We start from the raw sequence: 13253 nt of genomic DNA, 5'->3' as shown, positions 1-13253 counted from the left end.
GGGGCTGAGCGCGGCCGGGAGAGACCTGAGCGTACGGCGGAGCGGGGACCCCCGAGTGGCCGTGGGGCGCTCCCGCATGGGGGTACGCGGGGTCCACGGGAAGGGGGCCGGGCTGGGGCTGACCGTGAGGCGCGTTCATGGTGGGGGCTAGTCAACCCGAACCACCCCGAATCCCGCGACCCTCCCCCTCAATACGGACGTGGCACGATGGGGGCGTGAGCACCAGGGAAACCGTACGCACCGTCGGGATCGGCGCAGGGGCCAAAGAGCTGGCCACCGAGGACATGGTCCTCAACATCGGCCCCCAGCACCCGTCCACCCACGGCGTGCTGCGGCTGCGGCTGACCCTGGACGGGGAGCGCATCTCGCACGCCGAGCCCATCATCGGCTACATGCACCGAGGGGCCGAGAAGCTGTTCGAGGTGCGCGACTACCGGCAGCTCATCGTGCTCGCCAACCGGCACGACTGGCTGTCGGCGTTCGCCAACGAGCTGGGCGTGGTGCTGGCCGTCGAGCGGATGCTCGGCATGGAGGTCCCCGAGCGCGCCGTATGGGTCCGCACCCTGCTGGCCGAGCTGAACCGGGTGCTCAACCACCTGATGTTCCTGGGCTCCTATCCGCTGGAGGTCGGGGCGATCACCCCGATCTTCTACGCGTTCCGGGAGCGCGAGCACCTCCAACGGGTGATGGAGGAGCTCTCCGGCGGCCGGATGCACTACATGTTCAACCGGGTCGGCGGTCTGAAGGAGGAGATGCCCGCCGGATGGACGACCCGGGCCCGGGAGGCGGTCGGCGACGTCCGCGGCCGGATGAGCGACATCTCCGACCTGATCATGGGCAACGAGATCTTCCGCGCCCGCACCCGGGGCGTCGGCGTGCTGACCCCCGAGCAGATCTCCCAGTACGGGGTCTCGGGGCCGATCGCCCGGGCCTCCGGGGTCGACTTCGATCTGCGCCGCGACGAGCCGTACCTGGCCTACTCCGAGCTGGACGTGCCCGTCGTCACCCGGTCCGAGGGCGACTGCCTGGCCCGGTTCGAGTGCCTGATGGACCAGGTGCACGTCTCGCTGGACCTCGCCGACGCCTGCCTGGACCGGCTGGCCGAGCTGCCGCCGGGGCCGATCAACCAGCGGCTGCCCAAGGTCCTCAAGGTCCCCGAGGGCCACACGTACGCCTGGACGGAGAACCCGCTCGGCATCAACGGCTACTACCTGGTGTCGCGCGGCGAGAAGACCCCGTGGCGGATGAAGCTGCGGTCGGCCTCGTTCAACAACATCCAGGTGCTGACCGAGCTGCTGCCGGGCACGCTGGTGGCCGACATGATCGCGATCCTGGGGTCGATGTTCTTCGTGGTCGGCGACGTCGACAAGTGACCTCGGTCACCAGGGCGACAGCCGGCCGATCAGGATGTCGAGGTACTCGGCGCGCGCCTTCGCGGACCAGTTCGGCTCGTCGGCGGGCAGCTCGGCCCAGCCCGACTTCCGCAGCCGTTTGAGCTCCTTGCGCAGTTTCCGGCGGATCTTGGCCGGGGAGTGCCGGTAGGACACGGCCAGCTCCGTCGCAGCCGACAGGTACTCCCGGTGGACGCCCGGTGCCGCCAGCAGCGCCCACAGCCGTTCCAGGGCCCGCTCGTCGCCCAGCGTCGCGACCCGGGCCAGTGCGTACGCCGCGACCTTCACGTTCCGGTCCTCGACGTGGGGCCGCAGCGCGTCGCCCAGCAGCCCCCAGTCGCCGTCCTCCACGACCAGCTCGGCGAGGGTCTCCGCAGCCTCGCCGCGCACCCGCTGGTCCGGCTCGACGTTCAGCGTGCGCGACAGCACCTCCACCAGGTGCGACGACCAGGCCCGCTCATATCCGTGCCACGTGAAGAACAGGCCGAACGCCTCGACCGCCGCCAGCCGCACGCCGGCGTCGTGGTCCTCGGCGAGCAGCCGGGCCACCCGTTCCACCAGCTCCATCGTCGCCCCGGGGAACGAGCCCTCGTCGGCGAAGTACTCGATCCCGGACACCGCGGCGGCCCGCACCGCCGGGGCCGGATGCCCCGTCATGTCCAGCAGGGCCCGCGCCACCGACTCCCCCTCGCCGTACACGCCGTACAGCGGCAGGGCGGCGGCCAGCACCCCGGTGTCCTGGTCGGGGCGGCACAGCCCGGTGAGGACGCGCGCCACCTCCGGTGCCAGGTCGCCGTCCTCGGCGGGCGCCCGGTCGAGCGCCTCCAACGCCACGACCACCTCGGCCGGGGCCCCCGTCGCGCAGACCCGCAACACCTCGACGACCAGCGCGGCGACGTCCTCGTCGAGCGCCCGGTCGATCAGGTCGTCCCGCACCTCGGCGGGTGCCTGGAACATCCCGGCGAACGCCCCGTCCGCCACCTTGCCCGCACGCCCCACGTACCCGTCCATGCCGTCGCACCTCCGGGGCACAGCCTGCCCGACACGCCGTCCCGCCCGCATGGGACCGCCGTCACCGGCACCCCGGGCGCCTCGGTCACGCCGCTCACGCCCTGGAGACGCCCTGCCGCCGATCCTCGTCGGGGTCCTTGGGAACGCGGCAGGCGTACTCCAGCCACATCGCCGCGCCGATCAGCACCAGGGACGCGATCAACGTGCCCACGCTGACGAAGAAGTCCTGCCGCGGCACGCTCTTGTCCAGCGACGACGACACGTGCAGCGCGAACCCGCCGAAGAGCCCCGCGATCACCGCGCCCGCGTGGGCGCTGGCCTTCGCCAACGCCGCCATCCGCGCCACCACCAGCGGCTCCACCGGGCGGGTGCCCGGCCGGTGACGGATCCGCCGCCACAGGTTGTAGGCGGTGAACGCCTCGCCCAGGCCCAACAGCAGCAGCGTCGGCACCATCGTCCACGGCAGCGTGGGCAACGACTCGTAGGCGACCTGGAGGGCGAGCCAGGTCACCACCGTCAGGCCGACCGCCAGAGCCGCGAGCACCGCGGGCCGGGTCGGTTTCACGCGGGCCCTTGGAGGATCAGGTCGTCACGGCGACGCACCAGGCCCGGCCCACCGGCGCGCACCGCGGCCTCGGCCAGGTCGGCCACCCGCCCGTGCCCCGGCAACAGCACGTCCGGCTCCAGGTCCGCCCACGGAACGAGCACGAACGCCCGCTCATGGGCCCGCGGATGCGGCAGCGTCAGCCGAGGGTCGTCGGAGACGACATCACCGAACGTCACGATGTCGATGTCCAGGGTGCGCGGGCCCCACCGGACCTCACGGACCCGACGCAACGAGCCCTCGATGTTGAGCAGCCGGTCCAGCAGCGTCTCCGGGGCCAGCCGGGTGTCGGCCACCAACACGATGTTGAGGTAGTCGTCCTGCTCCGGGATGTCGCCCTCCGGCCCCCCGTACGGCGCGGTCTCGTACACCGGCGACAACGCCACGAACGTCAACCCGGGGGCATCGAACAACGCGTCGACGGCCTCCTGGATGTTGTCCAATCGATCCCCGAGGTTGCTGCCGAGCGACAGCACGGTGCGGTGCTGAACGATCATGTGACCACCGGTGGCGGTCCGGTCGGGGTGGGTCATGAACGACTCCTCGAGATCTTCACGGCCACGTCGGTGAACGGGTGCGGCACCGGGGCCGCGGGCTTGTGCACCGTGACGTGGGCCTCCTGCACCGTCGGGTCCTCCAGGCAGGCCGCCGCCAGGTTCTCGGCCAGCGTCTCGATCAGGTTGACCGGCTCCCCCTCGACGATGGCGACCAGCCTGCCCGCCAGGGATCCATAGTCGACCGTACGCGACAGATCGTCGCCCGCCGCGGCGGGGCGGGTGTCCAGGCCCAGCGCCACGTCCACCACGAACTCCTGCCCCAGCTCACGTTCGGCGGGCAGGCACCCGTGGCGCCCCCGGGCCCGCAGCCCGGTCAGCTCGATCCGATCCAGCCGGCTCACTCTCGCCCCCGATCGCCTCCGGCGCGCCTCACTCGTCTTCGTCCTCCTCCATCTGGTTCAGCACCGGGGAGCCGTGGTGGTGCAGCAGCCGCCACTCGCCCTCCACGCGCAGGAAGACGTTGGTGGCGACCACGCTGCCGCCGGCCAGCATCTCGCCCGGGCCGGAGCTGTCGTCCACCGTGATGATGTTCTCCGAGCAGGTGACCAGGGCCTGGTCGCCGTGCACCTCGGTGTGCAGGTCGGTCAGCACGAACTGGATGTACGGCGTGTTGGCCATGATCAGCGCCCACGAGCGGAGGACCTCCTCCCGGCCGCGCAGCAGCGGCCAGCCCGGATGCACGCAGCCCACCGCGGACGCGTGCGCGCCGTCGGCCCAGACCGCCGACATCCGGTCGAGATCGCCGGCCTCGAAGGCGGCGTAGAACTCCGCGTTGGCCTCTTCGATCCTGGCCAGATCGGCTCTGTTCACGCGTCCTCACCTCGTTCGGCGGCGCGCACCGCGGCCGCGACCCGTACCGCGTCGGCGTTGGGACGGACCCGGTGGACGCGGACGCACCAGGCCCCGGCCGCCGCCGCGAGGGCGGTGACGGCCACGGTGGCGTCGTCGCAGTCGGTGAACGGGCGGGCCTGCCCGTCCGGGCCCGTCAGCAGCCTGCCCAGGAATCGTTTGCGGGACGCCCCCACCAGCACCGGCAGGTCGTCCGACAACTCGCCGAGGCGGGCGATCAGCGTCCAGTTGTGCGGGGCCTTCTTGGCGAAGCCCAGCCCCGGGTCCAACACGATCATCGAGGGGTCCACGCCCTGCGCGACCACCTCGTCCACCCGCGCCGCCAACTCGTCCCGGACCTCCCGGACGACGTCGTCGTACTCCGCTCTGCGATACATGTCGTGACTGTGCCCACGCCAGTGCATGACCACGTACGGGACCCCGGCACCGGCCAGCGCCCGGCCCATGGCCGGATCGGCCAGACCGCCGCTGACGTCGTTGACCAGCCGCGCCCCGGCGGCCACGGCGGCCTCGGCCACCTCGGCGCGCATCGTGTCGACGCTCACCGGCACGCCGTCGGCGGCCAGCGCCTCGATCACCGGCACGACCCGGCGCAGCTCCTCGTCCAGCGACACCCGCTGAGCGCCCGGCCGGGTGGACTCGCCGCCCACGTCGACCAGGTCGGCGCCCTCGTGCACGAGGTCGTGGGCGTGCCGGATGGCCTTGTCGGGGTCGAACCACGCCCCACCGTCGGAGAACGAGTCGGGGGTCACGTTCACCACGCCCATGACGAGGCAGCGGCCTGGTGCGGGCAGCCCGGGAACGGCACTGGTCATGGAAGTCAGCCTATGTCCTGATCGCGGCGGGTGGGGGCGCGTGCCGCTCTGTGGGACCGTTCCTAAGGACGGCCGAGGATCAGCGACATGGCCTCGGCGCGGGTCTCGGCGCAGTCACGGAAGTCGCCTCGCACCGCCGACGTCAAGGTCTTGGCCCCGGGCTTGCGGACGCCCCGCATGGTCATGCACAGGTGCTCGGCCTCGATCACCACGATCACGCCGCGCGGCTCCAGGATCCGCATCAGCGCGTCGGCCACCTGACTGGTCAGCCGCTCCTGCACCTGCGGTCGCCGCGCGTACACGTCCACCAGGCGGGCCAGCTTGGACAGGCCGGTGATCTGGCCCTTCTTGTTGGGCGTGTACCCCACGTGCGCCACCCCGTGGAACGGGGTCAGGTGATGCTCGCACGAGCTGTAGACCTCGATGTCCTTGACCAGGACCATCTCGTCGTGGTCGGCCTCGAAGACCTTGTTGAGGACGTCCTCGGGGGCCTGCCGGAGGCCGGCGAACTGCTCGGCGTACGCCCGCGCGACCCGAGCGGGGGTCTCGCGGAGCCCGTCGCGATCGGGGTCTTCCCCGATCGCGTACAGGATCTCGCGGACGGCCCGCTCGAGCCGCTCGTGGTCGAAGCCGGGAGGGTTCTCCTCCATCGGCGTCTCGTCGTACGGAAGCGCCAAGGTCAGCTCTCGGGGGCCGGGTCGATGGGCTGGTCGTGCCCTTGGCCGTTGCCCTGGGCGAGGGAGCCCCCGCCCGGGAGGTCCTGGACGTCCTTGGGGCCCATCAGGGCGAGCTCCTTGGGGGTCAGGACCGGCGGGCGCTCCGACGGGAGACGCTTGCCGTAGCCGGTGTAGGAGTTCTGCTTGGGACGCTTGGTGATCGGGGCGAAGATCCGCAGCACCTCGTCCTTGGACAGGGTCTCCTTGTCCATCAGGTGCAGGACCAGGTCGTCCAGGACGTCCCGGTACTCGACCAGAATCTCCCACGCCATGTCGTGCGCCGACTCGATGAGGCGGCGGACCTCGTCGTCGATCGCGGAGGCGATGTCCTCGGAGTAGTCGCGCTCGTGGCCGACGTCACGGCCGAGGAAGACCTCGCCCTGCCCGGTGCCGAACTTGCGGGCGCCCAGGCGCTCGCTCATGCCGTACTCGGTGACCATGTTGCGGGCGATGGACGTGGCCTTCTCGATGTCGTTGGCCGCGCCGGTGGTGGGCTCGTGGAAGACCAGCTCCTCGGCCGTCCGGCCGCCGAGCAGCATGGTGAGCTGGTCGGTCATCTCCGAACGGGTGGTGAGGAACTTGTCCTCCATCGGCAGGGTCATCGTGTAACCCAGGGCCCGGCCGCGCGGCAGGATCGTCACCTTGTGGACGGGGTCGGCGTTCGGCAGCGCGTGCGCCACCAGCGCGTGACCGCCCTCGTGGTAGGCGATGATCTTCTTCTCTGCCTCGGACATGAGGCGGCTCTTGCGCTCCGGCCCGGCCATCACCCGATCGATGGACTCCTCGAGGGTCTCCATGTCGATCAGCTTGCGGTCGAACCGGGCGGTCAGCAGCGCCGCCTCGTTGATCACGTTGGCCAGGTCGGCGCCGGTGAAGCCGGGGGTCCGGCGGGCGATGACGTCGAGGTCGACGTCGGGCCCGAACGGCTTGCCGCGACCGTGCACCCGGAGGATGCCCTTACGGCCCTCCAGGTCGGGGCGGTCGACGGTGACCTGGCGGTCGAAGCGGCCGGGACGCAGCAGCGCCGGGTCCAGGATGTCGGGCCGGTTGGTGGCCGCGATCAGGATGACGCCGCCCTTGACGTCGAAGCCGTCCATCTCGACCAGCAACTGGTTGAGGGTCTGCTCGCGCTCGTCGTGGCCGCCGCCGAGGCCCGCGCCGCGGTGTCGGCCGACGGCGTCGATCTCGTCGATGAAGATGATGGACGGGGCGTTGGCCTTGGCCTGCTCGAACAGGTCGCGCACCCGGGAGGCGCCGACGCCGACGAACATCTCGACGAAGTCGGAGCCGGAGATCGAGTAGAACGGCACCCCGGCCTCGCCCGCGACCGCGCGGGCCAGCAGGGTCTTACCGGTTCCGGGCGGGCCGAACAGCAGCACACCCTTGGGGATCTTGGCGCCGATGGCCTGGAACTTGGCCGGGTTCTGCAGGAAGTCCTTGATCTCCTCGAGCTCCTCCAGCGCCTCGTCGGCGCCGGCCACGTCGGCGAACGTGGTCTTGGGAGTGTCCTTGGTGATCAGTTTCGCCTTGGACTTCCCGAAGTTCATCACCCGGGAGCCGCCGCCCTGCATCTGGTTCATGATGAACAGGAAGATCAACACGACCACCACGATGGGCAGCAGGCTGAACAGCAGGCTCAGGAACATGCTCTGCTTGGGCACGTCGACGTTGTAGCCGCTCTGCAGGGTGCCCTTGTCGGCTTGGACCTGCAGGGCCTTCTGGAGTTCCAGCCCCTGACCGCTGACCCACGACGCCTTCTGCTGCTTGCCGTTGTCGAGGGTCACCTCGATCCGCTGGTCCTTGTCAATGATCTTGGCGGACTTGACCTGGCCGCTGTTGATCGCCGAGATCACCTTCGAGGTGTCGGTGGCCTCGTACTGGTTGCCCGGGTTGACGCCCCACATGACGATGGCGACCAAGAGACCGAACAGCAGGATCCACAGCAGCGGCCCGCGAAAGTAGCGCTTCACGTCCATTTATCCGGCAACCCCTTCGCGAGGTCCCGTCCCTCCTGACCAGCGTCTGCAGTCCCCACCGGACCGGCGGTCCGACGGGGTGGGATTCCCTCAATGCGGCACCCCCGGGCGAAAGCCCGGAGACACCGACGGTACACCGGTACCGGCGGGACCCGCAGCCTGCGCGCTTCCCGGGGTCCGGCCGGCGTACCCACCGTCCAGTCTTGCAACGTACCGCCGGGTCTCTATGTTCCCTTGTGTCCGTTCTCTGCGGGCGCTAGGCCCGGCCGCCGTACACGTGGGGTGCCAGGGTGCCCACGAAGGGTAGATTCCGATACTTCTCGTCGTAGTCGAGGCCGTACCCCACGACGAACTCGTTGGGGATGTCGAAACCGACATAGCGGACGTCGATCTCGGTCTGCACCGCCTCGGGCTTGCGCAGCAGCGCGCAGATCTCCAGCGACGCCGGGTTGCGCGACTGGAGATTGCTGACCAGCCAGGACAGCGTCAGACCGGAGTCGATGATGTCCTCGACGATCAGCACGTGTCGGTCGGTGATGTCGGCCTCCAGGTCCTTGAGGATCCGGACCACCCCGGACGACTTGGTGCCCGAGCCGTACGAGGACACCGCCATCCAGTCCATCGACACCGGGGAGTGCAGCGCCCGGGCCAGGTCGGCCATCACCATGACCGCGCCCTTCAGCACGCCGACCAGCAGCAGGTCGCGCCCGTCGTAGTCGGCGTCGACGGTGGCCGCCAGCTCCCGGATCTTGGCCTGCAGCCGGTCCTCCGGGATCAGCACGCCGGCCAGGTCCGCGCCCAAGTCCTTGTCGTCCACTACCCCACCCGTCGCTCGAGAGTCGCCGTTCACACGTCCTCACGTCGACCGAACAGGAGCCTTCCCCGCCGCCGGATCGCGCTCACTCCGCCGGGCAGGTCGACCCGTCGTTGCCCGCGCCAGTCGGTGACCAGCCGTTCCAGTGCGTCGACGTGAACGGCCGCGAGCGTACCCGCTGGGCTGCCGGCCCTCACCGCCGCAGTCCGCAGAACGCGGGTCCGCACCGCGCGCGGCAACCCCCCCAGCACGGCGACGTCGAGCGCCCCGTCTTCGTCGGCGGCGTCCGCGTGGGCGCTCTCCGCGAGCGCGTCGAGGGCCTCGACGTCGTCCCGCAGCATCCGCGCCGTACGGGCCAGAGCGTCGGCCACACCGGGCCCCAGGGCCTTCTCCAAGGCGGGCAGGGCCTCCCGCCGGAGCCGAACGCGCGTGTAGGCGGGATCGTCGTTGTGCGGGTCCTCCCAGGGCTCCAAGCCCATCGCCCGGCAGGCCCTACGGGTGGTGGCCCGGTCCAGCCCGAGCAGCGGCCGAACGTAGCGAACGTCACCCCGCCGGAACTCGGGCGGCATCCCCGCCAACGACCGAGCCCCCGAACCCCGAGCCAGGCCCAGCAGCACGGTCTCCGCCTGGTCGTCCAAGGTGTGCCCAAGGAACACGACCGCCCCCAGCCGTTCGGCCGCACCGTCCAGGGCTTCATAACGAGCCCGCCGGGCGGCGCCCTCCGGCCCCCCACCACCGACGACGGTCACCGCAACGGAACCCGCAGGGTCGAGCCCCAGCCCCCGCATCACGCCGACCACCGAGTCCGCGACCTGCGCAGACCCCTCCTGAAGCCCGTGATCGACCGTCACCCCGCCCGCGTCCCGGCCGGTACGCGGAGCCTCGAACGCGACGGCTGCGGCGAGCGCCAACGAGTCGGCCCCGCCACTACAGGCCACGAGGACACGGGCGCCCTCGGGCAACCCGCCCAACGCCCTCCGCACGGCCACCCGCACGTCGGCGACAGCCGGATCCGGCCCCATGCGCCCACCCCCCGGTACGCCCGTACCCGAGCAAGGGTAGGCCCGTGGGCCTCACCGTCCTAGGCGCCGTGGGCACGCTCACCCTTCGCTGACCTCGGGGGGTGGGGCCGCCTCCAGGGAGCGGGTGCCGACGACCCTCGCGATCCAGGCGGACGGCTCCTTGATCTCCGCGTGGGTGGGCAGGCTGTCGGGCGAGGCCCAGACCTTGTTGAAGCCCTCCATGCCCACCTCGGTCACCGTGCGCCGGACGAAGCGGGAGCCCTCGGCGTACTGCTTCATCTTCAGGTCGATGCCGAGCAGGCGGCGGATCGCCTTGTCGAGGCGGGAGCCGCCGTCGCGGCGGCCCTGGAAGCGGGAGCGGATCTCCTTCACCGAGGGGACGACCTCGGGGCCGACCGCGTCCATCACGTAGTCGCCGTGGCCCTCCACCAGGGTCATCACGGCGGTGAGCCGGTCGAGGATCTCGCGCTGCTCGGGGGACTGGATGGCGTCGATCAGGCCGGGGCGCGGGTTGTCGGGGTCCTCGTCGCCGCCGCGGAAGACGTCGGCGACGGCCTCGGCGATCTGCCGCAGCCGCTCCATCATCGCCGCCGGGTCGACGTCGGAGGCCAGCAGGAACTCGGTCATCTGGTCCTGCACGTACGAGCGCAGCCAGGGCACCCCGGTGAACTGGGCGCGGTGGGTCTCCTCGTGCAGGCAGACCCACAGCCGGAAGTCACGGGTGTCGACGCCGAACTCCCGCTCGACCTGGACGATGTTGGGCGCGACCAGGGTGAGCCGCCCGGTCGGCGACTGGCCGGACGGGTCCGGCGGCAGGAACAGCTCGTACTGGCCGAGCACTCGGCTGGCCATGTACGCCAGGATCGCGCCGACCTGCATGCCGGTGACGCGGGAGCCCACGGCCTGGATGACGGCGCCGCCCGGGCCGCCCGCCAGGGGGCCTCGGCGTTCCTGCATCCGGTCGATGAGCGGCTCCAGGACGACCCGGAAGCCATCGACGTTGGCCCGGATCCAGCCGGGGCGGTCGACGACGGTCGCGTGCGCCGCGCCGCCGACGGCTTCGAGGCCGGTGAAGTCGCGGACGTGGCCCTCGGCGACCCGCGCCAGCCGGCGCAGGTCCTCGACGACGTCGCGGGCCTCTTCGGGGCTGACCTGGGGGCCCGGCCGCACCAGGCGGGAACCGGTCTGGACGGCGACGTTCCAGTCGATCATCTGGGCGCTCATGTGCTCCACCGTAGTTTCCGACCCGGCGCGGAAGCGCCCTTACTGGAGTTCAACGAACAACCGTTCTGGTTATCTCCCATTTGTCCAGGTCCACACCCCGAACGGGCCTTCCGGAGGTGTCGTTCAGGACGCCGTGCCGCAGCCGCAGGCGGCGACGGCGGCGGCCAGCAGGTCCAGGCGGCCCCGGTCGACGGGCCCCTTCCCGTCGCCGAGCATGAACGCGAACGCCAGCAGCCGTCCGTCGGCGTCGTGGGCCACACCGGCGAGGGTGCTGACCCCCGACAGGGTGCCGGTCTTGGCCCGGACGACCCCGGCGCCCGCCGCCGTTCGGTCGTCGGTGTAGCGGGGGGCCGCCAGCGTCCCGGTGAAGCCCGCCACGGGCATGCCCGTGATCGCGGGGCGCAGCCCGGGGTGTCGGTCCGAGGCCGCGAGGGACGCGATCCGGGCGAGGGCCAGCGGGGTGATCCGGTTGCGGGTGGACAGCCCGCTGCCGTCGTTGACCTGCACGCCCTCGGCGACGCCGAGCCGGGCCAGCTCCGCCATGACGGCCTGGGCGCCGCCGGCGAACGAGACCGGCAGCCCCCGCTTGACCGCGACCTGCCGGAGCACCGCCTCGGCCACGTCGTTGTCGCTGACCGTCATCAGGTGCTCGACCAGGGCGGACAGCGGCGGCGACCGCACCGTCCCCAGGGCGACGGCGGTGCGGGGGGCGGTGACCCGCTCACCGGTCTCGGCCTTCACGCCTGCGCGGTCGAGCATGCGGACGAACGTCTGGGTCGCCGACTTGGCCGGGTCCGACACCCGGGTCGTCTCCCCCACTCCCGTACGGCCCTCGTCCACCGTGAGGGCGCTCATCGGGGCCAACTCCCCGTCGGGGAGGTAGTTGGACTTCCAACCCGCCGCCTCGCGTTCGCCCTCGTACAGGGAGGCGTCGTAGTCGACCCGGATCTCGCGGACCCCGGCCCTGGTGAGCGCGGCGGCGGTCTGCCGGGCGAGATCCTCCAGCGAGGCGTAGCGCGGGTAGGCGTCCTCGACGGGCGGACGAGCGGTCAGCGTGGGGTCGCCGCCGCCGACCAGAACGACGCCGCCCTCGCCGCCCTGGACGACCTTGGTGGCGATGCGGTGGTCGGGCCCCAGCGCGGACAGCGCGGCGACGGAGGTGACGAGCTTGGTGGTGGACGCGGGCGTCGCTGGGCTGTCGGCGCCCCGGTCGAAAAGGGTCTTGCGGGTCTCCGCGTCGATCACGACGGCGTTGACCTTGGGCCCGGGGCCCTCCGCGATGCCGGCGAGGCGCTCGCGCAGGGTCGCGGCGTCGGGGATCGGGGCGTCCGGGTCGATGCCGGGGAGGGACGCCGTGGCCTGCACCGACGCCCGGGCGGCGACCGCCGCCGCCCGCTGTTCGACCGGGTCCGGGGGTGTGAGGTTCGCCACTGCCAGACCGGCTCCAGCAGTCGAAACCTGGAGTAGGGAGAGCGTGACCATCGTCCAGACCAGCCTGCGCCGCGCCACCAGACCACCCGTCTCCGCCACCCCGATACGCGGGGACGTGCGACATCCTTGTATAAGGGAACACCTACGAGCGGGAGCACGGCGGCCCCCGCTCACCCCCTGACACTAATCACTGCGACCGCGCGGGGAGCGGAGGACATCTTGGATTTCGACGTCACCATTGAGATCCCGAAGGGTCAGCGGAACAAGTACGAGGTGGATCACGAGACCGGCCGGATACGGCTGGACCGCATGCTCTTCACCTCGACGCAGTACCCGGCCGACTACGGATTCATCGAGGACACCCTCGGTGAGGACGGCGACCCCCTGGACGCGCTGGTCCTGCTTCAGGAGCCGACGTTCCCCGGGTGTCTGATCCGCTGTCGGGCGGTCGGCATGTTCCGCATGACCGACGAGGCGGGGGGCGACGACAAGGTGCTGTGCGTGCCGTCGACCGACCCTCGGATGGAGCACCTGCGCGACATCCACCACGTGTCGGAGTTCGACCGGCTGGAGATCCAGCACTTCTTCGAGGTCTACAAGGACCTGGAGCCCGGCAAGTCGGTCGAGGGCGCGAGCTGGGTCGGTCGCGTCGAGGCGGAGGTCGAGATCGAGCGTTCCCGCAAGCGCGGAGCCGAGCACGCGGCCCACGCCCACCCGGCCGAGCACGCCGAGTAACACACTGCCTCCCCGGGCGGGCGCGTGCTCCCCGGGCGTGCGCGCCATGACGGTGCCCCGGCGGGATCCCTCCCTTCGGGGCACCGGCGTTTCCCGTACGCGTCCTCG

At 71.4% G+C, this 13253-nt stretch carries 14 protein-coding genes; 2 read left to right on the top strand and 12 right to left on the bottom strand.

Features of this window, described 5'->3' with window-relative positions; translation table 11 throughout:
- Positions 1 to 215: 215 nt before the first annotated feature.
- Positions 216 to 1373, top strand: coding sequence for an NADH-quinone oxidoreductase subunit D (locus tag DFJ69_RS16760; RefSeq protein ID WP_116023462.1), 1158 nt, complete (start codon positions 216 to 218; stop codon positions 1371 to 1373).
- Between the two features lie 6 nt (positions 1374 to 1379).
- Here DFJ69_RS16760 and DFJ69_RS16755 read toward each other — a convergent pair whose 3' ends face one another.
- The 12 genes from DFJ69_RS16755 to dacB all read right to left on the bottom strand — a co-directional run bounded on the left by DFJ69_RS16755 (position 1380) and on the right by dacB (position 12509).
- Positions 1380 to 2402, bottom strand: a complete 1023-nt coding sequence (locus DFJ69_RS16755; protein WP_116023461.1) for a HEAT repeat domain-containing protein — start codon at positions 2400 to 2402, stop codon at positions 1380 to 1382.
- Between the two features lie 94 nt (positions 2403 to 2496).
- Positions 2497 to 2967, bottom strand: a complete 471-nt coding sequence (locus tag DFJ69_RS16750) for a DUF3180 domain-containing protein (RefSeq protein ID WP_116023460.1) — start codon at positions 2965 to 2967, stop codon at positions 2497 to 2499.
- Positions 2964 to 3539, bottom strand: coding sequence for a 2-amino-4-hydroxy-6-hydroxymethyldihydropteridine diphosphokinase (folK, locus tag DFJ69_RS16745; RefSeq protein ID WP_116023459.1), 576 nt, complete (start codon positions 3537 to 3539; stop codon positions 2964 to 2966). The genes DFJ69_RS16750 and folK overlap by 4 nt, the downstream gene beginning before the upstream one ends.
- Positions 3536 to 3895, bottom strand: coding sequence for a dihydroneopterin aldolase (gene folB / locus DFJ69_RS16740; protein ID WP_211328983.1), 360 nt, complete (start codon positions 3893 to 3895; stop codon positions 3536 to 3538). The genes folK and folB overlap by 4 nt, the downstream gene beginning before the upstream one ends.
- A gap of 37 nt (positions 3896 to 3932) precedes the next feature.
- Entirely contained in the window at positions 3933 to 4373 is a 441-nt protein-coding gene (locus tag DFJ69_RS16735; RefSeq protein ID WP_116023457.1) for a nuclear transport factor 2 family protein, read from the bottom strand.
- On the bottom strand, positions 4370 to 5227 hold the full coding sequence (gene folP, locus DFJ69_RS16730; protein WP_170177695.1) for a dihydropteroate synthase: 858 nt from the start codon (positions 5225 to 5227) through the stop codon (positions 4370 to 4372). Before folP ends, DFJ69_RS16735 begins: the two co-directional genes overlap by 4 nt.
- A 62-nt stretch (positions 5228 to 5289) precedes the next feature.
- Complete coding sequence (gene folE, locus DFJ69_RS16725; protein WP_116026688.1) at positions 5290 to 5877, bottom strand: GTP cyclohydrolase I FolE; 588 nt, start codon at positions 5875 to 5877, stop codon at positions 5290 to 5292.
- 29 nt (positions 5878 to 5906) lie between these two features.
- A complete protein-coding gene (gene ftsH, locus DFJ69_RS16720; protein WP_116023455.1) occupies positions 5907 to 7919 on the bottom strand; it encodes an ATP-dependent zinc metalloprotease FtsH in 2013 nt (670 codons plus the stop codon).
- A gap of 256 nt (positions 7920 to 8175) precedes the next feature.
- Complete coding sequence (gene hpt, locus DFJ69_RS16715; RefSeq protein ID WP_116023454.1) at positions 8176 to 8736, bottom strand: hypoxanthine phosphoribosyltransferase; 561 nt, start codon at positions 8734 to 8736, stop codon at positions 8176 to 8178.
- Positions 8737 to 8765: 29 nt separating this feature from the next.
- Positions 8766 to 9755 carry a tRNA lysidine(34) synthetase TilS gene (gene tilS, locus DFJ69_RS16710; RefSeq protein WP_116023453.1) on the bottom strand — a complete coding sequence of 330 codons (990 nt, stop codon included), beginning with the start codon at positions 9753 to 9755 and terminating at the stop codon, positions 8766 to 8768.
- A gap of 78 nt (positions 9756 to 9833) precedes the next feature.
- Positions 9834 to 10979: a zinc-dependent metalloprotease gene (locus DFJ69_RS16705; RefSeq protein ID WP_245974427.1), complete on the bottom strand. Its 1146-nt coding sequence runs from the start codon at positions 10977 to 10979 to the stop codon at positions 9834 to 9836.
- 123 nt (positions 10980 to 11102) lie between these two features.
- Positions 11103 to 12509, bottom strand: a complete 1407-nt coding sequence (gene dacB / locus DFJ69_RS16700) for a D-alanyl-D-alanine carboxypeptidase/D-alanyl-D-alanine endopeptidase (RefSeq protein ID WP_245974426.1) — start codon at positions 12507 to 12509, stop codon at positions 11103 to 11105.
- A gap of 120 nt (positions 12510 to 12629) precedes the next feature.
- Here dacB and DFJ69_RS16695 point away from each other — a divergent pair, with 120 nt between their 5' ends.
- The gene (locus DFJ69_RS16695; protein ID WP_116023452.1) at positions 12630 to 13145 is read left to right on the top strand and encodes an inorganic diphosphatase; all 516 of its coding nucleotides are present in this window, start codon (positions 12630 to 12632) and stop codon (positions 13143 to 13145) included.
- Positions 13146 to 13253: the final 108 nt, after the last annotated feature.

This window comes from Thermomonospora umbrina (genome assembly GCF_003386555.1).
GTDB classification, from domain to species: Bacteria; Actinomycetota; Actinomycetes; order Streptosporangiales; family Streptosporangiaceae; genus Thermomonospora; species Thermomonospora umbrina.
This window is presented reverse-complemented; position numbering and strand designations above follow the sequence as displayed.